Origin of the sequence: Oceanobacter mangrovi (assembly GCF_019740315.1) — a bacterium.
Classification (GTDB): domain Bacteria; phylum Pseudomonadota; class Gammaproteobacteria; order Pseudomonadales; family Oceanobacteraceae; genus Oceanobacter; species Oceanobacter mangrovi.
Genome location: NZ_JAHXZR010000014.1, coordinates 74511 through 96739 on the forward strand (window position 1 = coordinate 74511; position 22229 = coordinate 96739).

Annotated in this window: 17 protein-coding genes; 11 read left to right on the forward strand and 6 right to left on the reverse strand. The window is 55.6% G+C overall.

The window, feature by feature from the left end; genetic code table 11:
- The first annotated feature begins 400 nt into the window (after positions 1 to 400).
- A complete protein-coding gene (locus K6123_RS23480; protein ID WP_221801564.1) occupies positions 401 to 5341 on the forward strand; it encodes a pentapeptide repeat-containing protein in 4941 nt (1646 codons plus the stop codon).
- 87 nt (positions 5342 to 5428) lie between these two features.
- On the opposite strand, the gene K6123_RS21730 is transcribed toward K6123_RS23480, so the two are convergent.
- Positions 5429 to 6364: a LysR family transcriptional regulator gene (locus tag K6123_RS21730; RefSeq protein ID WP_221801565.1), complete on the reverse strand. Its 936-nt coding sequence runs from the start codon at positions 6362 to 6364 to the stop codon at positions 5429 to 5431.
- A 178-nt stretch (positions 6365 to 6542) separates the two neighbouring features.
- On the opposite strand from K6123_RS21730, the gene K6123_RS21735 reads away from it, so the two are divergent.
- From K6123_RS21735 to K6123_RS21745, 3 genes are all read left to right on the forward strand, one after another.
- Positions 6543 to 7325 (forward strand): class II aldolase/adducin family protein, encoded by a 783-nt coding sequence (locus K6123_RS21735; RefSeq protein WP_221801566.1) that lies wholly within the window; start codon positions 6543 to 6545, stop codon positions 7323 to 7325.
- 102 nt (positions 7326 to 7427) lie between these two features.
- Positions 7428 to 8501, forward strand: a complete 1074-nt coding sequence (locus K6123_RS21740; RefSeq protein ID WP_221801567.1) for a TRAP transporter substrate-binding protein — start codon at positions 7428 to 7430, stop codon at positions 8499 to 8501.
- Between the two features lie 2 nt (positions 8502 to 8503).
- Entirely contained in the window at positions 8504 to 9469 is a 966-nt protein-coding gene (locus K6123_RS21745; RefSeq protein WP_221801568.1) for a 2-dehydropantoate 2-reductase, read from the forward strand.
- Positions 9470 to 9804: 335 nt separating this feature from the next.
- On the opposite strand, the gene K6123_RS21750 is transcribed toward K6123_RS21745, so the two are convergent.
- The 4 genes from K6123_RS21750 to K6123_RS21765 all read right to left on the reverse strand — a co-directional run bounded on the left by K6123_RS21750 (position 9805) and on the right by K6123_RS21765 (position 13778).
- Entirely contained in the window at positions 9805 to 10902 is a 1098-nt protein-coding gene (locus K6123_RS21750) for a TRAP transporter substrate-binding protein (protein WP_221801569.1), read from the reverse strand.
- A 101-nt stretch (positions 10903 to 11003) separates the two neighbouring features.
- Positions 11004 to 12245: an NAD(P)/FAD-dependent oxidoreductase gene (locus K6123_RS21755; RefSeq protein ID WP_221801571.1), complete on the reverse strand. Its 1242-nt coding sequence runs from the start codon at positions 12243 to 12245 to the stop codon at positions 11004 to 11006.
- Positions 12246 to 12300: 55 nt separating this feature from the next.
- Positions 12301 to 12621, reverse strand: coding sequence for a 2Fe-2S iron-sulfur cluster-binding protein (locus K6123_RS21760; protein WP_221801573.1), 321 nt, complete (start codon positions 12619 to 12621; stop codon positions 12301 to 12303).
- 23 nt (positions 12622 to 12644) lie between these two features.
- The gene (locus K6123_RS21765; protein WP_221801575.1) at positions 12645 to 13778 is read right to left on the reverse strand and encodes an aromatic ring-hydroxylating oxygenase subunit alpha; all 1134 of its coding nucleotides are present in this window, start codon (positions 13776 to 13778) and stop codon (positions 12645 to 12647) included.
- A gap of 207 nt (positions 13779 to 13985) precedes the next feature.
- Here K6123_RS21765 and K6123_RS21770 point away from each other — a divergent pair, with 207 nt between their 5' ends.
- Entirely contained in the window at positions 13986 to 14768 is a 783-nt protein-coding gene (locus K6123_RS21770) for a helix-turn-helix transcriptional regulator (RefSeq protein ID WP_221801577.1), read from the forward strand.
- Positions 14769 to 15206: 438 nt separating this feature from the next.
- Here K6123_RS21770 and K6123_RS21775 read toward each other — a convergent pair whose 3' ends face one another.
- On the reverse strand, positions 15207 to 16265 hold the full coding sequence (locus K6123_RS21775) for a TRAP transporter substrate-binding protein (protein WP_246624961.1): 1059 nt from the start codon (positions 16263 to 16265) through the stop codon (positions 15207 to 15209).
- Positions 16266 to 16463: 198 nt separating this feature from the next.
- Between K6123_RS21775 and K6123_RS21780 the strand changes: the two genes are divergently transcribed.
- From K6123_RS21780 to K6123_RS21805, 6 genes are all read left to right on the forward strand, one after another.
- The gene (locus tag K6123_RS21780) at positions 16464 to 16613 is read left to right on the forward strand and encodes a helix-turn-helix domain-containing protein (RefSeq protein ID WP_221801578.1); all 150 of its coding nucleotides are present in this window, start codon (positions 16464 to 16466) and stop codon (positions 16611 to 16613) included.
- A 242-nt stretch (positions 16614 to 16855) separates the two neighbouring features.
- A complete protein-coding gene (locus K6123_RS21785; RefSeq protein ID WP_221801580.1) occupies positions 16856 to 17791 on the forward strand; it encodes an STM4015 family protein in 936 nt (311 codons plus the stop codon).
- 69 nt (positions 17792 to 17860) lie between these two features.
- Positions 17861 to 19078, forward strand: a complete 1218-nt coding sequence (locus tag K6123_RS21790) for an STM4014 family protein (RefSeq protein WP_221801582.1) — start codon at positions 17861 to 17863, stop codon at positions 19076 to 19078.
- A complete protein-coding gene (locus tag K6123_RS21795) occupies positions 19075 to 19962 on the forward strand; it encodes an STM4013/SEN3800 family hydrolase (RefSeq protein WP_221801584.1) in 888 nt (295 codons plus the stop codon). Before K6123_RS21790 ends, K6123_RS21795 begins: the two co-directional genes overlap by 4 nt.
- Complete coding sequence (locus K6123_RS21800) at positions 19946 to 21328, forward strand: STM4012 family radical SAM protein (RefSeq protein ID WP_221801586.1); 1383 nt, start codon at positions 19946 to 19948, stop codon at positions 21326 to 21328. The genes K6123_RS21795 and K6123_RS21800 overlap by 17 nt, the downstream gene beginning before the upstream one ends.
- Positions 21325 to 22221: an STM4011 family radical SAM protein gene (locus K6123_RS21805; RefSeq protein WP_221801588.1), complete on the forward strand. Its 897-nt coding sequence runs from the start codon at positions 21325 to 21327 to the stop codon at positions 22219 to 22221. Before K6123_RS21800 ends, K6123_RS21805 begins: the two co-directional genes overlap by 4 nt.
- Positions 22222 to 22229 lie beyond the last annotated feature (8 nt).

Sequence of the window (22229 nt, forward strand, 5' to 3'; positions counted from 1 at the left end):
CAGTCTTTTTCCTGGCGGCCCCCATACCGCCAGGTTTTTTCACCAGTTCCGCCTCGTCAATATTCCCAATGTAAAACAACTATCGATGCTGCCAACTGAGTCTCTGCCTGCAGCGATGTAAATATCAGTTTCAGCCTTTTGGCTGGTTCTATATCCATGCCAGTTGCCTAAAGATATCGCGTTCATTCCACTATTGATGGCTATGTGCCCAAAAAATCAGTGGCTAGCAGCGATTTTTTACTCTGAACAAGTATTTTACAGGGAGAATGGCACCATGCAGGGGCAATCTGACGAGTCAACATCCAGAAACTTCCGTTTTGATCTTTCATTTCTGGGAGACCAGCACACAACAACGAACTACACGCTTCATGCATTTGGTCAAAATATTCCGCTATCCAGAGTGGATGCAGATAACGCTGCAGACGGAGCCACTCATGTCGCCTCGGGAGTGCAAATAGAAGAAAACAAGATTCAATTGATCCGGGTATATGGCCCTTCTGCTATCGAAAATGCCCGCAGCCTCGCGCTGACCGCTATTTATACCCCCAGCCAAACAACGCTCTACAATGAGCAGGATATCGCCCGATCTATTCTGTATTTACACCCGCAAATCAGCGTTTTGACAGCAGAGCACAGTACAACGGTACTGCAGCACATCAGCCAGACAGCGACCTTTAAAAGCCTGGTCCTGGCGATTCGATATAAGAAAGACAGCTGGAACACCGTCCGCCCACTGCTGAATGACCAGCAACAGCCGATGATCAAAGCTGACGGCTCTCCTCATGTGCTGTACGACTATGATCACACCATCCTGAACCTCAGTGGAAAAATAGCGGCAGAAGCCAAAAAAGCCATCTACAACGATTTCTCACTCGAAAATATTCGCTGGTCGCTGCAGAAAGGCGTTAGCCACAAAGCACAAAATGTTCAAACCAACAAGTCCGTGAAACAACTGCAATCTGGTGGTTATCACTACCGGTTACAGGATGGCGGCCCTCACTATGGCTTGTCAGCAGAAATCCTGTCTCTCGATCAGGATGCTGTGCTGACCTTCAAAATTACCAACAGCTATATACGCCACCTGTCGATCTTTATTAATTTTCAGAGTAACGATGGCAAGACCCTGGTCGAAATTCCCGAGCATGAATGGATCTCTTACCTGCGTGATATAGCCAAAGACAAGTATATTGAGCTTCTTGATATTGCCTTGGCAGACCCGCTGGTCAACGCAATAATCAAAGCAATTCTCGGCGGCCAATATCACCGCTTCATCGGCACAGTCGGAGCGGAAACAACCTTTATGGGAGTTCCGGTTGCTTCCAATAGTCAGGAATTTTCATTTCAGCTGCCTATCAAGGAACACGATATTGGCAAGATCAAAATACTTTGCGGTAGCCTGGGGCTCGCCTCCGGCTTTAAGGACGACCCCGCCGTTGCCGTCATTGGCGCGGTAATGACCATATTTATTGATTTGATCGTGCCAGCTGTTTCCATTGCAATGGGCGTTGGCAGCGAAAGTAACACGCTCTATGAGTCGTTCGTTAACCCCAAATTCATAGTGCCAATTACTTACGCCTTGTATCAGGTGGTGTCTGATATCGCCACCAACTCCCCCAACCTGGCCAATGACCTGCAAGACTTCATTATCAGCAAAAGTGAGAAAATTCTCACGTTGCTGCTGTCTTCAATCGAAGTTACCGCTGAGCTGGCAGCCATTTTTGGTGCCGAGGCACTGGAAGAATCAATTCCCTATGTCGGCCTGGCACTAAAAATCCTGTCTATTGAAGCCGCCGGAGAACAGTTGTTACAAACTGTCTGCGAAGTGCTGGCCTCACCCGACGTTACCGAATTCACCGTGGCTGTCACACTGGATGCTGATATTACCCTGCGTCCCGACATGACGGATTTTCCGGATGCTCCGCCACAATTCGCCGAAACCGCTCACAGCTACACCTTGACGGCCCAATATTCCGATGTGCTCACACACAGCTTCAGTGGCGAAATAACAGACCCCAAAGTCGAAAGCCTCATCATTCCCTTACAAGACATTCCTGCTGGCGGCAAGGTAACGTTCATTGTCGCCCTGTATTCAGAGGAAGGTCACCTGGTCGGTAAAGGCTCCACGGGTGAAATCAACAATACCCTTGCGGAAGGCCAGGACATTCTGACGGCAACCATCAACGTCAAGGAACTGCTATATCCCCTCAACGAGCACACTCGTTATCAGCATCGACATATTCTTGAGTACCAGCACGACCACTACCAATGGCAGCAAACCGATACACCACCAACCGCAACAGCGAAGAATCTGGGGGCAGGGAGCGAAGGCCATCAGCTGGAACAACTGGCCGGTATAACCCTGAATGCCAACCAGGGCATTGTCGCCCAGGCATGGCAAGCCTCTGACATGAACATTCCGTCCATCGACGGTGGTCAGACACAGGTAGCCCTGTTTGGCTTCCAGAATATGAGCTACGGAGCTAATCCGGAAGCCGGTTATATGTTTACACCAAAAGGCTTCAGTGCCCCACCCAAACTGGCCTACATTCGGGCAGTGGGTGCAACAGATAACCAAACGGCACATTTTTACGTTGACCCAACAGGGGACGCAGATTCCGGCTATCATCTGCGCAAACTGAACAGCATCACTGATGCAGCAATTCCGGCAAGCAGTCCGCAGCGTCTGTTTGACCTTGACCGCAGCAGCAGCCATGGCCGCTTCCGCACTCGCCCTACCTCCGTTGCTATTCACAGCCAGGGCTACGCAGTCGCCGTAACCGCGGGCAATCCCACACTACAAATCCTGAAGATGGACCCAAAACCTGTACCTGACAGTGAAAGATTGTGGCCTGCTGTTATGTGCGGACCAGGAGACCGGAAAGGGTTGCTGGATGATCCAAGATTGGTAGCCATTACTCCAGACCAAACGGTTCTGGTGCTGGAAAAAGGTGGGCATCGCATTCAGGCGTTTAATTTTACCGGCGTGCCCGTCGACGCTTTCACCAATACTGAAAACCCTTGCTGGATTCCGTTACAAAATCCTCAGGGGGTGACTTACCTGTCGATGGATGTCGAAATCCAGGGCCACATTTATGTCCATTACCATGAGGGTAATGGCTACGATATTGATCAGTTTCACCTCGATATCTACAGCCCTGGTGGTGAGCGTCTGGTCAGCCAGCAAGGAATCAACGCCGGGTCGCTTTGCGTCGACCTGTGGCGCAATCTGTATACCCAGAACTACCAGGCATTAACAGGCCCGGGCCAGCGGAGTGAACCGTCTGTTAGTGAATACGCCCCACACACCCCGGTTACTCAGGATGCAACACAGGAATTGGCTCCCTCTGAGAGCGGCAACTGGCAGTCATTAGGCAACTGGCGCCTCAAATTCAGCGACCTCGGCACCCTCACCGCTTATGGCCATGAGTTTGCACCCACCATGTATGCTGGTGGATTTACAGTCGTTGGCGTTGGTCACCCCAAAAACAGCAAGATTTTTGGCGTTGTTAATAACAGCTGGGACAAGTGGAATCTCTATGCCGATCTGGATCGCCGTATTCTGGCAATTCGATCAGACCCCATCTTCCACGGAGCCAATTGGTATCTGAATTCCCACTTGATAGACCAGGGCAAAGCCAGCTACCTGTGGGTCAGCCGCTCCAAATATCAGTCAAATACACTGACTGAAGAACAACAGTTCCGGCTGCATAATCTGGGTCACGGCAACGTCGCGTTTGAAGCCTTGCATGGACCTCTGGCCGGACAATTTCTGAGTGCTGAACAGGGAGGCTGGTATCCTACCAATGGTGGCTATGGACGAGCTACCGTGAACTTCCGCAAGGTATCCAGCCCAGCCAATGGGCAGAAGTTTCTGGTAGAAGGCTCGCAACTGCCCATTCTGAAACTCACCAATTCCGCGCGCGACTGTAACCTCAGCAAGGAAAACCTGTCTGGACTGAACCTGACTGGCGCAGACTTTACCAATGCAACACTCCACGACACCCGCTTTGCTGGCGTAATCACCATCAAGGATGCTCAATTCAGCAGCGCGCAGCTGCAGGGAGCCATGCTTGATGGCGTCGATCTGGGAACAGCGGCTGGCTTCGAGCAGGCCAATTTCAGTGGCACCGATTTACGCCAGGTAGCGGGCGCAAACAACGCCCACATGAATCACGCGAAATTCCAGCACGCCAATCTCAGCGGCGTATCCATGGCTGGAGCCCAGCTTCACTATGCCGATTTCTCGGGCGCTATTCTCGATAACGTCGATTTTTCCGGCGCCGACCTGACCATGACAAACTTTGATGGCGCGTCAATGAAAGGCGCTAACCTGCAAGGTGCCATACTGCAGGGCACCTGTTTCAATCACGTAAACCTCAGCGACACCCTGTTTGACAGCAAACCGGATTTCGCCCGCAGGACAGAAAACCGGAATTCATTTTGCCAGGGAGTCGTTCCCTGGGCAGTCATCAGTGATAACTGGTCTTATCTCAACCTGACGGATGCCACCATTACCGGCATACCTGACACGATCGAACTGCTGCAAGCCCAGCATGCCTGGCTGCCAAATGAGCTGGACCTATCCGGTAAACAACTCGCAGCAGCCAACTTCGAAAGCGCCAGGCTAACGCGTCTACAAGCCCACAATGCCAACTTTTACGGAGCCAATTTCCGCAACGCCAGCCTCAACGGAGCCAAACTCAATAACGCCAATCTGAGCATGGCGGACCTTACCGGAGCCTTTTTGCAAGACGGCAATGCCTCCAGTCACCTGCAGGCTGGCAAACACGAGGCTGCCCAACTGAATGGCGCCATTATGATCAACACCTGTCTGGACTACGCACACTGCGACTACGTCAATTTTAGCGACAGCTATTTCCTGACCTATGCCGGGTATTCTTCAGCACGACAGGCATCGGCTATTGGTGCAATCTGTACCAATGCCAAATTTAACAATGCCAAACTGATTGAAACGCGCTTTGATAACGCCCAGCTGTCGGAAGCCGAATTTGATTCTGCTATTTGTGTTGCGGCCTCATTCAAACAAGCGCAGTTGTCACCACCACTAACGGCAATAACCGGTGCTGCGATTCTGGAAAAAGCAGATATTCGTGGTGCAGACTTCAGTGAAGCCAATATGGACGGTGTGAATATGCAGGGAGCGACGGTATCAGTGGAACCTGGATCGTTTTCGGATGTGTATACATTCGAGAACAGCGAGCCGATCTTTATCAGTCTGGACTTTGGCCTGACCCAATTGGGCAACACAACCTCAGGGACGACCTGCCCTGATGGCAGCTCCGGTCCATGTCATCTAACCAGTGATTATTTGACTCGTTAACTTCCCTCCGTGGCGGCTGAGCCATCAACCACTTTTCCTGTATAGCAGCCGGTAGTCCAGGAAAAGTGGTTCCCAGTCAGGCTGACATCACTGGCTGACCGCCCAGACACCATTGTCGATCAGCTGCTGACTGAGGTCTTCAATCAGCTCTGCCAATAAGGCCATCACCCGGCTTTCCTTACGCTCATGCATACGGATCAGATTCACCACCCGATTGGTTTCCGGTTCGACAATATCCAGCACATGAATCTCACCACTGGCAATCTGCGGGTACACCGCGGTGGTCGAACACAGCAACATGCCATAACCATCCACCACATAACGCAAGGTGGTCAGTAACTGGCCAAACGGATTCTGGCGCTGCAACCGGATGCCGGTGAGCTGCTCATACTGTTCGACCCGATAACCCAACGAATCTTTTTCGCTGGTATACATCACCGGGTATTCAGCCAGTTCCGCAAAGCTGATGCTGTTGCGCTGGCACAACTCGTGGTAGCTGCCCGTCGGTGTGGTGCCCACCGCCAACACCAGTTTTTCCGTCAGCAGGTATTCACTGCTCATATCCATATGGCGCGAGGCGTCTTCCGAACACACCAATAGATCTACCTCACCCTGTCGCAACATCTGGTAGAGGCTGCTCGACAGACCGGTTTGCAGGTCCAGTTCAATGCCCGGATAACGCTCATGCATGGCTGCCATCAAGGGCACCGCCAGCGCATTACCGATCGGCTGGGTCATGCCGATCACCACCCGGCCATAGGGTTGCTGTTCATCCCGCAAATCGCTGCGGGCCTGTTCTAACAGCTGCAAGGCAGAAGTGGCCGCTGGCAGGAATTTCTGGCCAGCGGCGGTCAACCGCACGCCCTTGTGATCACGCTCCAGCAAGGTCACTTTCAGCTCATGTTCCAGTGCCGCCATCTGCTGGCTGATACTCGGCTGGGCGATGTCCAGTTCCCGCGCAGCCGCGGCAATACTACCGGTGCGGGCACAGGTCACCAGATACAACAACTGTCGGGTGTTCAAACATCAATCTCCTGTTTCAGAACCAATCCAGACCTACAGTCCAAGCCTACAGACCGCCTCTGTCAGCCCCCTATAAGCTTTGCCTATACCCCCCTCAATAAACATCAGTCTACCGACACAATCCAGCATTAATTAACATCGAAACAAATTACAACAACATCAAGCACAGGAGCTGTGTATGTCCGCCAACCCGCTGGCCCGTGATCCGGCCAACTTCAACAAACCCCCTCATATCAGCGACATCGAATGGGAAACCCGCGTCAAGCTGGCGGGAACCTATCGGGTGTTCGCCATGCTGGGCTGGGATGAAAGCATCTACAACCACATTTCCCTGCGGGTTCCGGGTACTGAACATTTCCTGATTAATCCGTTTGGCCTGCACTACACCGAGGTGACCGCTTCAAATCTGGTCAAGGTGGATGTCAAAGGAAACCTGGTCGGCCATTCCGACTGGCCCATCAACCCGGCCGGATTCACCTTCCATGGCAAGATTCACGAGCAGGTTGCCGACGGGCATTGCGTGATGCACGTGCATACCACCCCAACCCTGTCAGTCTGTTGTCTGGAAGACGGCCTGTCGTATACCAACTTCTATTCCGCCCAGCTGTGGCAGCGGATTGCCTGGCACGATTTCGAAGGCATAACCCTGCGCGCCGACGAAGGAGACCGTATTCTCGCCAGCGCTGGTAACAAACAGATTCTGATGCTGAAAAACCACGGCCCGGTAGTGATTGGTGCCACGCTGGCGCAAGCCTTCTCGCTGATGTGGCTGTTGAACCGCGCCTGCGAAGTCCAGCTGGCGACCCAGAGCATGGGCAAACCCCAGCCAATCAGTGAAGATGTGCTGGCCAGCTGCGCCGCCGATTCGCTCAATTTCGACCCACGCTATGGTGCTGGTGAAGATGCGCTGGCGGCCTTTATCCGCCGGGCAGAAAAGCTGGACCCGTCATTCCGTTATTAGTCATTCCGTTGTTAATAAACGGCCTGACGACTGAGTTAAAACGACAGTGCTCAACCAAGAAACCAATAAAAATAACCTCATAAAAATAACAAAGGTGTATCCATGAAAGTTTTTACCCGTGTCGCCCGCTCTTTTGTGCGCCCACTGGCGCTCTCTATTGCCGTTGGCGGTGCCATGATGAGCTGGTCAGCCTCTGCTGAAACCGTGCTCAAGGTCGGCACCTGGCTACCACCCACCAACCCGCAAAATGACATTGTCTGGCCCACCTGGGCCAAGTGGGTTGAAGAAGCTACCGAAGGCCGGGTCAAGGTCAAACTGGAATATGGTCTGGGCCATCCGAAGTCGATGTTCAGCCTGGCGGAAGATGGCGTGGTTGATGTTGCGTTCAGCGTACTGGGCTATTTGCCCGGTCGTTTCAAACTGCCGTTAGTCGCTGAATTGCCAAACATCAGCGACAGCGCCGAGGCTACCTCCGTAGCGCTATGGCGGACCCAGCAAAAATACTTCGCCAAGTCTGAAGAATTTGACGGTCTGGAACTGCTCGGCCTGTTTGTTCACGGCCCGGCGCAATTGCACACCCGTGAGCCGTTCAATACCCTGGCTGAGCTGAAAAACAAGAAGATCCGCACCGGTGGTGGCTTGCAGCAAATGGTTGCCGAACGGCTGGAAGTCAGCCCGGTGCAGGCGCCAGCCACCAAGGTCTATGAAATGTTGCAGCAAGGGGTCGTGGATGGCGTCTTTATTCCGGTGCTGGACCAGAAATTCCTGCGTCTGAATGAAGTGATCAAACAGATCACTGTGATTCCAAAAGGCCTCTATGCCAGCTCATTTGGCATTTTTGCCAACCCGGACTCACTGGCTGATCTGGACCCGAAAGACCGTCAGGCGATACTGGACGTCTCTGGCGAGCGACTGTCAGCCCTTGCTGGTCGTGCCTGGGAACAGGCTGATGAAGCTGGCTATCAGGCCGCCCGCGAAGGTGGTGTGGAAATTCGCCAACTGACTGAAAAAGACCCGCTGTTGCAAGACATCCGTAGCCGACTCGATAACCTGGACGCAGAATGGATAGTCTCCGTCGAAGATCGCGATGTTGACGCCAAAGCAGCACTGGCCTATCTGAAACAGCAGGCAGCGGCCTATCAACCGCGCCTGAGCAGTGTAAATACGCAGGATTGATTATGAATATCACCATTATTGGTGCTGGTGCGATTGGCGGCTATATAGCCGCCCGCCTGGCGGAGCACGGCCAGTCAGTAAATATGATTGCCCGTGGGGAAACCCTGGCCCAGCTGCAACAACATGGCATTGGCCTGCAGGAAGGTGACGGCGAAGTCCGTTATTTTCCTGTCAACGCCGTTGCCGATGCCAGCGAATTGCCCGTGCAGGATCTGGTGATCGTTGCGGTCAAGGAACCAGCTTTGCAATCGATATTGCCCCACTTGCAGGCCCTGAAGAACCCGGACACCCTGTTGATGACCGCCATGAACGGCATCCCCTGGTGGTTTACTGCGGGTATCGACGGTGCCCGCGACGTGCGACTCAACAGCCTCGACCCGGATGGCCAGCTCACCGAGCTGATCTCCCTCTATCATGTGATAGGTTGCGTGTTGCATATGGCCTGTAGCAGTCCATCCGTGGGTATCGTGCGCCATAATATGGGGGATCGAATGATCATTGGCCCGGCGACCCGCCAGCCGTTACCAGCGACAGACACCATTGCTGAGTTACTGCGCCGTATTGGTTTTCAGGTCGAAACGACCGATTACGTGCAAAGGGACATCTGGTTCAAACTGTGGGGCAATATGACCCACAACCCGATTTCCGCACTGACGCTGGCCACTACCGACCAGATCGTCAACGATCCCTACACCAGCCAGCTGGCGGTTCGTATCATGCAGGAAGCCCAGCAGGTCGGCCGCCGGATTGGCTGTGCAGTGGATCAGGACCCGGTGCAACGTAACCTCGAAACCCTCAAACTGGGGGCGTTCAAAACCTCCATGTTGCAGGACCTCGAAGCCGGTCGACCGCTGGAAATCAACGCCTTGCTGGGTGCCTTCTGCGACCTCGCCCACAAGCTGGATGAGCCGGTTCCATACGCGGAAAGTTTGTTTGGCCTGATTCGCTTGCTGGATCGTAATCGCTGAGCAGTAAACACCAATCGTTGTCCCGGCATGCCGGGACCCTACTCCAACCTCCGCCATATACCCGGCCTTGCCAAAGGCCGAAGCGCAGGCCCCGACGCCAACATCGTCTATATTCCCGACATTCGTAGGGGCAAGGCATGCCTTGCCAAAGGCCGGGGCGCAGGCTCGTTCGGGACGACAGTGTTATTTGAAGCACGGCGAATAATGGACACGTCTTCCTGAGCTTGCCTCAGGATCCATACAACAGTGCAAACCTCACCGCTGCATGGATCCCGAATCTCGCAAGCTCGTTCGGGACGACGATTATTCCAGCTTTTCATCGTCCTGATCGGGCTTCAAGGATTCGCCGCTACCTGGCCTTCCTGTGCCATCAACTCATGGGCACGCTGACGCAATTCGGTTAACGCCGCCTGGCCATCGACGCCTTTCTCTTTGGCAATCGCCAGCCACTGTTGGTCGATACCTTTGGTCAGCTGCTGGAACTCCGCCACCATCGGCGAATCCGCCTGCAGGCGATTGATATGCACCTTATACTGCTCGGCCATTTCAATACCCTTGAGATCCGACTGGTCCCAGGCTTTGCCAGCCAGCGCCGACAGCTTCGCCCCCGACACCGCCAGAATGGCCTTGCGATCTCGCGGCTCCAGCGAATCCATAAAGTCTTCGTTGGCGAACATGGCGAAGCTGCCCAGATACAGGCCGCCCGGCAGCAAGGTCAGCCAGGGCGCAACTTCTGCCAGCCGGAAGTCCTTCTGGCTGGCGGCTGGCATAAACACGCCATCAACGATGCCCTGTTGCATCATTTCATACACCTTCGGCCCCGGTGCGCCGACCGGGGTAACGTGCATCCGCTCACCTAACACCTGTTGAATGCCACCGCCAATCCGCACTTTCATACCGGCCAGATCAGCCATTGAACGAATTTCGTGAGTACTGTGAATCTGCCCCGGACCGTGGGTGAACAGCCCCAGCAGTTGCACGCCTTCGTGTTCACCGGCCTTGGCCAGATACTTCTCGTAGACTTCCCAATAGGCTTGCGATGCGGCCTCGGCATTCACTCCAAGGTTTGGTAATTCAACGATCTGGGTCAGCTGGAAACGCCCTGGCACATAACCGTGATAGGCCCAGGCGACGTCGGCAATTCCATCTTCCACCAGGTTAAAAAAGGTCGACTGGCTGCCCAGCCCGTATTCCAGTTTGACGGTCACCCGGCCTTCGGTGGCATCTTCAATCCACTTCGCCCAGGTCGGGAAAACGATGCTGTTTTGCACGTGTCCCGGCGGCCCTGCGGTAGCGACGTGCATCACTACCGGGTCTGCCAGCACAGTACCGGCAGCCCCCAGCATGGAAACCATCACAGCCTGGCGAACCGCCCGACCAAGACCGATTGCCGCCAGTTTGGCAGGCAGCCAACGAACAGAATTGTTGCGCATGATTGAGTACCTTCTTGTTGTTATTGTGTTGTGATTGCCGTGCAAATCGGCCGGGTCAGCCCGGCCTGCCTGTTATTAAAAAGTCTGTTATTAAAGGGAAATTACGCCGGCTGTAGCTGCAGACATTGATTGAGCGGAATGTCGCCGTCAGACAACCGTTCGAGATCCAGTTCAGTGGCGTTAACAATCAGCTTTTTGGCCTGCAGAAAATCCGCCGGACGCCCAAGACTGTGGCAGGCCAGCAAACGATTACCGGCCAGATACAGCCAGCTCACGCCTCTGGCGGAGTCCGCCTGCTGACGGCTCAGCACCTGATCACAGCCGTCGGGCAAACCGACCATCTGCAACTTGTGGCCATATTGGGTCGACCAGAACCAGGCAGGAGCATCGGCTGGCTCCGGCTGTTGGCACAACCGGGCAGCGATGATCGCCGCCTGATGCTGGGCACTTTCCACCGACTCCAGCCGCAGCTGGCGTTGGTAAAAACGGTTAAACCGATTGGCGCAGTCACCTGCGGCAAAAATGGCCGGGTCACTGGTCTGGCAAAGCGCATCCACCCGCACGCCGTTGTCACAATCAAGCCCGGCCGCCTGAGCCAGCGCGCTATCCGGCTCAACACCAATGCCAACCACCACCAGATCGGTTGGGATGACACTGCCGTCTTCCAGTAACACCTGATTCACCTGGTGGCCAGGAACCTGACTGGCCTGCAGCTCAGCCACCTTGCTGTGATAACGGATTTCAACTCCCTGCTGTTGATGCAAGCCAGCCAGATACTCAGCGACAGCAGCATCGGCGACCCGTTGTAACAGCCGTCCACCCGCTTCCAGCAAGGTGACGTCGAGACCCAGTTGACGGCCACTGGCAGCAATTTCGAGGCCGATGAAACCACCACCAATGACCGTCAAACGCTGGCCTGGTCGCAGTCGCGCCCGCAGCCGTTCGGCATCCGCCCGGGTCTTGAGATAACAAACACCTTCGAGCTGGCTGCCTGGGATCTGTAACTGCCGCAAGCGGGCACCAGTGGCCAATACCAGCCGATCCCAACCCAGCGAACTGCCATCCTGCAACAGCACTCGCCGTTGCTGCCGGTCGATAGCACAAACGCCACTGTCGAGCCGGATATCCAGCTGCAAGTCAGGCAAGCGTTGGGGGTCCAGTAAGGTCAGCTGGCTATCGTCGGCCTTGCCCAGCAAATAATCTTTTGACAGCAGCGGCCGATTTACCGGCAACGTACCTTCCGCCGACAGCAGGGTGATTTGCCCGCCATAGCCCTGCTTTTGTAACTGACTCAGCAGAGCGGCAGCGACATGGCCACCACCCACAATGACCAATCGTTCCATAAGCACCTCATCGAACACTTGATAGCCCTGGTTTCGTTAATATTGCAACAACCCCCTAGCACTCGGCCGGAACAACCGTCAGCGCCAGCCCATCCATCGCTGCCTCGAGGCGCAGCTGACAACTGAGCCGCGACTGGCCATTGACCACATCCAGCGCCGCCAGCAGATCACTTTCTTCCGGCTGACAGGCTGGCAAGGCCGCCAGCCAGGCGGGATCAATATGCACATGGCAGGTGCCGCAGGCCGCGCAGCCGCCACAAACACCTTCAACACCGTCACTCTGGTCGCGCAGCAGCTCCATCAATACAGTGCCTTCCGGCGCTTGCAGTTGTTGTTGCTGGCCACTGGCCGAAGTCACCTGAATCCGGATACTCATCTGATACTCCTGTTAGTCGCCGATCAGGCTGGTTGTGGCTGTTGTGTTGCGGTCGTTTGAACCGCAGACGAGCTGGCAATCAGGCCCCGCTCGGCATCAGCCCGCCGCTTGATATAACGGCGCATGGCAACACTGGCAGCATCGGATTTGACGGAAATCTCGAAATATTCCTCGCCCTCTTCCTGCGCCATCAACTGCTCCTGCTGTTGCAGACCCACCACATCTTCCTGAAACGCGGCCATCAACTGCTGGTGCATAAATTCGGTGACACTGTTGTCTTCGAGGGCAAAGTTACGGCCGTGCACAACAAAGTAGTGGGTCTCGGTGGCAGTCGCGGGGGTCGGAATATGAGCGGTTTTGATGCGCTGGTCCGGCCGTTCAGATTCATCCAGGCTGATGTCGTAAAACTCGGCATGCACAATGTGCAACGCCGGGGAAACAAAGTCCGACGTGGTAATCCGGGCAGCATCCTTGCCTTCCAGCCCGGTTGGTTTGGCCCACACTGGCGGCAGCCGGGTTGGCACCACATAGCGCTTCAGCCACATCCGGTCATCGGTGATCTTGACGTCGAAATCTGCCTTGGCGTAATCCGGCGTGCCGAAGGTGTTGGCGTGCAGAAAGCTCAGGTGAGTAAGGTCGAGCAGGTTTTCGTGCAGGTAAACATAATTGGCCTTCAGGTCCATGTATTCTTCCGACGTCACCCAGCCGTCTTCCAGCATCGGCATCGCCGGAATTTTGGTCACATCCGCCAGCTCAGGTTCGCCCATCCAGACCCAGATCACCGGCCCCATTTCCACCAGCGGATAATGACGAATCGAGATGCCGCCGCAAGATGCCTGTGACGGCACTTCCACCACTTCACCCTGATCGTTGTAACGCATGCCGTGGTAGCCACAGACCACAGTATCGCCATCCAGAGTACTGTGTTGCAGCGGGAACGAACGGTGACCACAACGATTGCTGAGCGCCACGGCGGTGCCATCAAGCTTGCGGTAGAACAGCAACGACTTGCCCAGAATCGTGCGGGCCATCAGCTCACGGCTGACTTCTTTCGACAGCGCCGCGATGTACCATTCGTTGAAAATAAACGGGGTTTGCCGACCGGCCAGTTGTTGGCCTGCAATACGAGCGGCCTTCTGAATGCGCGTTAGAGCCATTTGGTTCTCCTGTTAGTCTTGTTCTGGAACCCGAATTCCAGACTAACCGGCTACCGCCCAGCCAACACTCACAAGATATTGTGAGATTCGGGCCAGCACACTGACAGACGCTTGCGCATTGGCTCCACAAGACACATAGTTAACAAGCTAACTACTGATGCAAATCAAAGCACTCGACTACCCAATAACAAACAACAAGGTCGCAGTATGAACATGGCATCTTCCCTGCCACTGCCACAGCTGATCAGCTCACTGGGCAGTGACCAGTTTGAATCCACCCTGGTCAGCAGCCTGCGGGCGCTCACCGGAGCTGATCACTGTCTGCTGATTTCCTACCAGAATGACCAGCAACGACCGCTGACACTGTTTTCAAGCGGCGCTATTTACCGGCCACTGGCGCGGGAATGTCGGCATATGTACGACGAAGCTTTGTTCCTGCGCGACCCCAATTTCAGCTGGCTGCAACAACAGGCACCGGCAGGCGAACCCAGCCTTAAACATCAGTCCGCTGTTGAATTGAAAGATTCGGAATATCGCCAGCAGCTGCTGGACCGCTGTGGCATCGAGGAAAAACTGGCATTTATGTACCAGCAGGATGGTCAGGGGCTGTGCCTGAACCTGTATCGGCTGGACAGTTCCAACGCCGCCGAGCTGGATCAGCAGCCCTTGCTGCAACACGGTGAATTATTGGCATCACTGCTGGATAAACACATTCGCTGCGCCCGCCAGCAACGGGTGGTATTCGATCTGCCATGGGTGCGGGCTCGGCTGCAACTGGCCGTCGCCAGCCTGCTGACCAGCCGCGAAATCGACGTCGCCAGCCGTATTGTGCTGGGCTTCAATTCAGACGCCATCGCCCTCGATCTGGGCGTCAGCGTCAATACCATCCTGACCCACCGACGCAATCTCTACGACAAGCTGGGCATAAAAACCCAGAATCAGTTGTTTGGTATTGTGGCGGAGGAAGGCTTGCCGTTTCGGCGGCATTAGAATCAGTTGGCAGGCGTCCCTCCCGCTGTCCCGGCATGCCGGGACCCTACACCAACCTCCGCCATATTCCCGGCCTTGCCAAAGGCCGGAGCGCAAGCATCCCGCCTGCATATTTGGACAAGACGTCCACCCTCCAGGCAGGCCCTACGACGACGTCATCTATAACCCGACTCCGTAGGGGCAAGGCATGCCTTGCCAAAGGCCTCAGCGCAGGCGTCCCGCCTGCATATGTGGACAAGACGCCCACTCTCCCGGCAAGCCCTGCGACGACGTCATCCATAACCCGAATCCGTAGGCGCAAGGCATGCCTTGCCAAAGGCCGCAGCGCAGGCGTCTCGCCTGCATCTGTGGGCGAGACGCCCACTCTCCTGGCGGGGGCCATACAACAGCGAACGCCTCCCCGCCGTACGAATCCCACCCGATACATCACAGCATGAATTATTCGCTGGTTACCAGCGACTGCTGACTTTGCAGGCTGCGCGCCTGATTACGCAATTCCCGCAGAGCCTCAGCCGCATCCACGCCGGTGCTGGCAACATCGGCAATCCACTTCTGATCAAGCGCTTTGGTCAGCTCCAGAAATTCATGGGTCATGGCACCGCCGAACGGAATATGACGAACCGTTACCCCTTGGGCGATGGCTTCCTTGATACCAACCTGGTCAGATTCGTCCCACGCCTTGCCCGCCAGCTCGGACAGTTTGGCACCCGACACTGAACGAATCGCATCGCGGTCTTCTGGCGTCAGTTTGGCCATAAAATCGGCATTGGCGAAAATCGCAAAGCTGCCCAGATAAAAACCACCCGGCATCAGGGTCACATAGGGCGTGACCTCGGCCAGCTTGTAATCATGCAGCGCCGACGCTGGCATAAACACGCCGTCGACGGCCTGGTTTTTCATCATCTGATAGACCTGTGGGCCAGAGGCAGACACCGTATTGAGCTGCATCAGGTCAGCCAGCTGCTTCTGGATACCACCACCAACGCGGAAGGTTTCGCCGCGAATGCCTTCCAGCCGCCGGATCTTCTGCTGGCTCAGCAACTGACCCGGGCCATGGGTGTAAAGCGCCATGACTTCCAGGTTGCCGTGCTCACCAGCCTGGGCGAGGTATTTTTGATAGACATTCCAATAAGCCACGGAGGCCGCCTGGGCATTAACGCCAAGATTCGGTAGTTCAACGATCTGGGTCAGATGAAAGCGGTCAGGCGCATAGCCATGGTAAGCCCAGGCGGCATCGGCCTTGCCCTGCTCCACCAGGTCAAAATAACTGGCATGGTCGCCCATGTTGTAGACCAGCTTGATTTTCACCCGGCCCTGAGTGGCTTCTTCGATCCACTTGCCCCAGGTGGCAAACACGACGGCGTTTTGTACATGGGTTGGCGGCCCGGCAGTCGCGACACGCATCACCACTTCGGCTTGTGTCGGTAGCACCAGCACCATCAGAACAAAAAGAGAAAGACGTGAGAACGCCCGCGAAAGCACTGCATACGCTTGCATGGTTAATCCTTGTTGTTTTTATTGTCTTGTTGTTTGGGGGTTGTGGGCCGCTGCCTCCAGGCTTGCTTAACCACACGATTAATATGTTAATCAATACCTGACTACAGTGATAGTTAAAATATTAAGTAAAACAAGGAAAGCTGAACAGTTAACAGCAATAACAACAATGATTGAGCAAGGAAATGGTCGAGCAAGGGCTTGCTGGCCTGTGGCCCGGAAACCATCAGTCAGGTCGCCTTTCGCTGGGGCTTCAACCATTCAGCGCATTTCAGCCGCAGCTATAAAAACCGCTTTGGCGAAACCCCGACAGCTACTCGTGGACGTGCCGGGCAGGCACTGGCGGGATAAACCAGTGGCAGCGGCCACACCGCTGCTCTCTCAAGCTGCTCTCGCAAGCTGCACTTTCACCAACAGGACCGCCCGATGGATAAATTCCCGGCGGTCCAGACAGTGCGCCGTAATTATTCTCATAACCAGTTCACACCCAAGACCTTTGGATTTGACCAACCGGAGCTGCTCCAATATCGTCGCTCTCTTATTCCGATAGCCACTGCATACCTACTATTTCCGTTAATTAAAGGAATAACGCGATGTCACAGGGAAAACACCTATTTGCGGGCAAACCAGTGATCGACTGGGCCATCAATCAGCCGCTGCCAGACCCACGCAGCCACGGCATTCGCTTGTCCGTCAACGAATACAACGATGACGACCCGTCCTTTCAGGACTACTTCAAGGCCTTCTTACAGCAGCCTGGCATCGACCAGATCGATACCCTGTTGCTTGGTAACTGGGGTGAGGCTTTTGAAACCGGGATTGACGACGCCTTGCAACAGCTGGTTGAAGCCAGCGATCGCCTGAGCGCAGTAAAACACCTGGCTCTGGCCGAGATGGACTCCGAAGAGTGTGAGGTTTCCTGGATTAATCTGGGTAACTTCGGCAGCCTCTATAACGCCTATCCACAACTGCAAACCTTGCAGATAAAAGGCTCTGTTGGCTTGCAACTGGGCGAGCTGAACCTGCCAGAACTGCGTAGTCTGACGCTGATTAACGGTGGCCTGTCACACGAAGTGTTGGCCGAAATCAGCCGCGCCAACTGCCCCGAACTGCAGCACCTGGAACTGTGGCTGGGTGAAGAAAACTACGGCTGTGATATCGCCAATGAACACCTGCAAGCCCTAGTAAAACAGCTGCCACGCTTCCCGCAACTAAGCTACCTGGCGCTCTGCAACTATGAAGCTGCCGATGAGCTGGCCAAACTGTTGCCGTCACTGGAACTGCCTGCCACCCTGACAACCCTCGACCTGTCGAAAGGCACACTGTCGGATGAAGGCGGGGCTGCACTGCTGACCATGGCGGAGCGTCTGGGTCAGTTGCAGACACTGGACTTGCACCATCATTACCTCTGCGACGACATGATGCAGCAGCTGCAACAACTGCCATGTCAGGTTGATGTCAGCGAACAGCAGGAAACCGACTACTACGACGATGGCGATGTCTATCGCTATATTTTCCTGGCTGAATAATCCGCTTACAGACCACTGCTGCAACAGCCATACAAATGCCGCTGTTGCAGCCGTTACGATTCGTTGCCGATGACATTTCCCTCCGCTCTCTCCACGGTGCCACCCCAAACGCATCCAGCACCACACTGGCTGTTGCTGGCGTCTGCCAATGATCCGCGCACACATGCCTTTGCCACTGCGCTGCAACAGCAGCAACCCAATAGCCACCTGACCATTCATGACTGGCAACAGGCCAAATTGCCATTGGCGACCTTGTCCGAAGCCGGTCTGGGGCAGCTGCATATCCGGGTTGAATCCGCCAGCCACGACCTGGAAACAGTACGGCAACTGAGCCGACTGGGCACCGCCAGGGCCCAACAACAAGGCTTCGCCCCGGTGCCTGAGACAACGCTGGCGGCGCTGCAGGATGGCGCCTATTTGCCAGCTGCCTGTTATTACCATGGCGTTGGCGAGCGCTTGCAACAGTGGCAGCAACAGCTGCAAGACCACGGCATTGAACATCAGTGGATGAACCGCCCGGAACATATTCAGGCGGTCAGTGACAAGCTCCGCTGCCACCAGCAAATGGCCGATGCGGGCATCGCCGTGGCCGAAGCCCGCTACGATATCCACACTGCCGAGCAACTATGGCAGCTGCTGCAACAGCCCGGCTGGCAACGAGTCTTTGTGAAACCGCGTTTTGGTGCCGCTGCCGCAGGGATTCTGGCACTGGCACAGTTGCGCCCCGATCTCTGGCGTGGGCAGACCACACTGCACCAGCATCAGGGGCAATGGGTGAACAGCCTTCGTCCGCAATTACTGCGAGAACAAGCCGACATCAACGCCGTGGTCGAACAGCTGTTGCTGTCCGGTATTGTGGTGGAAAAATGGCTGCCGAAACTGAAATACCGGCAGCTGGAAAGCGACTGTCGTTTGCTGGTGATTGGCGGCGAGATCCGCCTTGGTGTCTTGCGTTGCAGCCACAGCCCGATTACCAACCTGCACCTGCTGAATCAGCGTCACCCGCTTGAATCCCTGTGGCCACTGGTGCCAGCAGCGGCGATCAGTGCCTTGCACGAAGATATGGCAAAGCTTGCACAGCTTTTCCCGCACAGCACCCAGCTGGCGGTGGACGTTGCCTTTCATCAGTATCAGCGCCGTCACCGGGTGCTGGAGGTCAACGCCTTTGGTGATTTTCTGCAACGGGTCGAATATCAAGGCATGAACAGTTACCAGCTGCAGCTACAACACTATTTACAACTGCAACTGCCATCACAACCGCAAATGCAACCGCACCAACCTCTATGACCAATACCTGTGCCAATACAAGCGTTATGTCACCGGCTCTGAATGCCCGAGCGCTGATCGAACAGCGAACCTCCATTCTGTGGCTGACCTTCGACACCCTGCGTTTCGACGTGGCGGAGCGCGCCATGCAGCAGGGCCAAACGCCACTGTTGCAGCAACTGCTGCCCAATGGTCAATGGCAAAAACGCCATACTCCGGCGACCTTTACCTATGCCGCCCACCATGCATTTTTCTCCGGTTATCTCCCCACGCCGATTCCCAAACCGGCGGACTACCAGCGCCTGTTTGCCTGTGAATTTGCCGGTTCCAGTACCACCGGAGAGCACACCTGGTGCTGCCCTGCAGCGACCCTTCCGGAGGGGCTGGCGCAGCTGGGCTATCACACCGAATGCATCGGCGGAGTGGGGTTTTTCAACCTGCAAAACCCATTGGGGCGTGTGCTGCCCGGACTGTTCCAGCAGCAACACTGGCGTCCCGAGCTGGGCGTCACCGACGATCAATCCACCCGCCATCAGGTGCAGCAGGCCTGTGCCTCCATCGCCGCTCTGGATGCGCAAACACCGCTGCTGATGTTTATCAACCTGTCGGCCATGCACCAGCCCAACTGCGGTTATATCGACGGTCAGCAGCAAGACGATGTCCACAGCCAGCAGGCAGCACTGGCCTATGTCGACAGCCAACTCGGGCCGCTGATTCAGGCGCTGCAGCAACGCGGTGACACTCTGTGCCTGTTCAGCAGTGACCACGGTACCGCCTATGGCGAGGATGACCAGAGCGGTCATGGCATCGCCCACCCCTGCATCTGGGAAGTCCCCTATGCCGAATTTGTCTTGCCAGCCGCCGCTGGCGCAGCCATGAAGATAATGAATGAACGTCCAGACTGATCCCAACACCGCGACTGACGCGGAAACCCGTCTGCAACAGCTGCTGGAACAACAGGATGACTACCTCAACTACGTCTATTCCTATCCGCACAAAACCGCCTACCGCGAGCTCAGCCCGGCCGTCGATTTGTCGCAGGCCTGGGCCAACGAGGTAAAGCAGCAGCTGTTTTTGTATGTGCACGTGCCGTTTTGTGAAATGCGCTGCGGTTACTGCAACCTGTTTACCCTCAGCCGCCCGCCCGAGGCGCTGGTGGCGCAATACCTTGATACGCTGCAACGGCAGGCCCGCATCAGCGCCGACTGGCTGGGCAAGGCCCGGTTTGAGCAGCTGGCTTTCGGTGGCGGCACACCAACCTACCTGACACCAGTCCAGCTCGAACGAGTGTTCGATATTTTACGAACCGAGCTGAACTGGCAGGGCACACAGGCGTCGGTCGAGGTCTCGCCAGCCACCGCCACAGTAGAACGACTGGCGCTGCTAAAACAGCAGCAGGTCAGTCGCATCAGCATTGGCATCGAAAGTTTTGTTGACCACGACCTCAAGGCGCTGGGCCGTCCGCAACAACACAGCCAGGTTGAACAGGCGTTACACAACATCCGGCAACAGGATTTTGACTGCCTCAATATCGACCTGATCTATGGTAATCACCAGCAGTCAGCACAAGACTGGCAAGATACCCTGCAGCGCGCGGTGGCCTGGCAGCCACAGGAAATTTTTGTTTATCCCTTGTATGTGCGGCCCCTGACCGGGCTCGGCAAACGCGCCAGTCGTCTGGGTGAAATCACCAGTGACCGCCACCTGGCTTACCGCCAGGCGCGGGATTACCTGCTGCAACAGGGTTATCAACAGCTGTCGATGCGCCAGTTTGTGAAGCCCAAAAGCGAGCCCGGATTGGCTGCATCCAATCAACCTGGTCAGTCTTACCGCTGTCAGGAAGATGGCATGATCGGCCTTGGCCCCGGTGCCCGCTCCTATACTTCGCAACTGCATTACTCCGGCCACTATGCGGTGGCACAGCCGCAGATTCAGCAGCTGATTGAGGATTACGTCAACAGCAGCGACGATGACTTCCGCGTCGCCCGTTATGGCTTTGAGCTGGATGCCAACGAACAGCGCCATCGCTTTGTCTTGCTGGGGCTGCTGCAATGTGACGGGCTGTCCCGTGCCCATTATCGGCAACGCTTTGGCGAGGATGTACTGCAACACTTTCCACAGCTGCTGTTGCTGCAACAGCAGGGCTGGATCGAGATATCAACACAGCAACTGCGCCCAACAGCGGCGGGTATTGAGCAGGCTGACCTGATCGGCCACTGGCTGTTCAGCGACCGAGTACGCGAACGTATGCAGGGCTGGGACTGGCAATGAGCATGGCAGACACTTCTGCTGTGGCGACCAATCATCGTGCCGATCTCAGGCCATTGAGAATCCTCTACCGGGGCAAGCTCAGCAGCTGTAACTACGATTGCCATTACTGCCCGTTTGGCAAACAGCGCGACAGCCGCGAAACACTGGCGCGTGATGAAGCGGAACTGTTGCGCTTTGTTGACTGGGTAGGCCAGCAAAGCCGAGCAATTGAAGTGATGTTCACGCCCTGGGGCGAGGCGCTGATTCACCCTTATTACCAGAACGCCATCAGGCAACTGTGCCAGCTACCGCAGCTGCACAAGGTGGTGATCCAGACCAACCTGTCGAGTCCAGCGCATCAACTCAGAGCCTTGGCCCACGACAAGCTGGCACTGTGGTGTACCTATCACCCGCAGGAAGTCGATGAGGCGCGTTTTATCCAGCGCTGTGAGGCCCTGATCAGCGCCGGTATTCGCTTCAGTGTCGGTGGCGTTGCTAACCCTGAGGACATCGAGGCTCTGCAGTCACTGCGCCAACAGCTGCCCGCGCAGATCTATCTGTGGATCAACCTCAACCGGGACAATCAGCAGCAGCTGAGTGAACAGGACTGGCAGCATTTGCGCGCCATCGACCCTTTGGTCGACCACAACGCCCATGTCTATCCCAGCCTGGGGCGTCCGTGCCTGACCGGTTCAGAAGTGATCAGCGTCGACGGTGATGGCGAAGTTCAACGCTGTCATTTTGTTAAGCAGTCGTTAGGTAACCTGTACCAGTCAAACGGCTATCAAGCCACCGAGGTGCCCTGTCCCAATGAAGGTTGTGACTGCCACATTGGTTATCTGCACATGCCTGAGCTCGGGCTTTACCGGGTCTTTGAAGGCGGTGAACTCGAACGAATCCCGGTCGGCTATTAGCCCCTCAA

Coding starts and splice junctions, on each gene's coding strand:
- K6123_RS21785 (WP_221801580.1), top strand. CDS start 16,856: ATGTCACAGGGAAAACACCTATTTGCGGGCAAACCAGTGATCGACTGG.
- K6123_RS21800 (WP_221801586.1), top strand. CDS start 19,946: ATGAACGTCCAGACTGATCCCAACACCGCGACTGACGCGGAAACCCGT.
- K6123_RS21735 (WP_221801566.1), top strand. CDS start 6,543: ATGTCCGCCAACCCGCTGGCCCGTGATCCGGCCAACTTCAACAAACCC.
- K6123_RS21740 (WP_221801567.1), top strand. CDS start 7,428: ATGAAAGTTTTTACCCGTGTCGCCCGCTCTTTTGTGCGCCCACTGGCG.
- K6123_RS21775 (WP_246624961.1), bottom strand. CDS start 16,265: ATGCAAGCGTATGCAGTGCTTTCGCGGGCGTTCTCACGTCTTTCTCTT.
- K6123_RS21745 (WP_221801568.1), top strand. CDS start 8,504: ATGAATATCACCATTATTGGTGCTGGTGCGATTGGCGGCTATATAGCC.
- K6123_RS21755 (WP_221801571.1), bottom strand. CDS start 12,245: ATGGAACGATTGGTCATTGTGGGTGGTGGCCATGTCGCTGCCGCTCTG.
- K6123_RS21760 (WP_221801573.1), bottom strand. CDS start 12,621: ATGAGTATCCGGATTCAGGTGACTTCGGCCAGTGGCCAGCAACAACAA.
- K6123_RS21790 (WP_221801582.1), top strand. CDS start 17,861: ATGACATTTCCCTCCGCTCTCTCCACGGTGCCACCCCAAACGCATCCA.
- K6123_RS21805 (WP_221801588.1), top strand. CDS start 21,325: ATGAGCATGGCAGACACTTCTGCTGTGGCGACCAATCATCGTGCCGAT.
- K6123_RS21795 (WP_221801584.1), top strand. CDS start 19,075: ATGACCAATACCTGTGCCAATACAAGCGTTATGTCACCGGCTCTGAAT.
- K6123_RS21750 (WP_221801569.1), bottom strand. CDS start 10,902: ATGCGCAACAATTCTGTTCGTTGGCTGCCTGCCAAACTGGCGGCAATC.
- K6123_RS21770 (WP_221801577.1), top strand. CDS start 13,986: ATGAACATGGCATCTTCCCTGCCACTGCCACAGCTGATCAGCTCACTG.
- K6123_RS21765 (WP_221801575.1), bottom strand. CDS start 13,778: ATGGCTCTAACGCGCATTCAGAAGGCCGCTCGTATTGCAGGCCAACAA.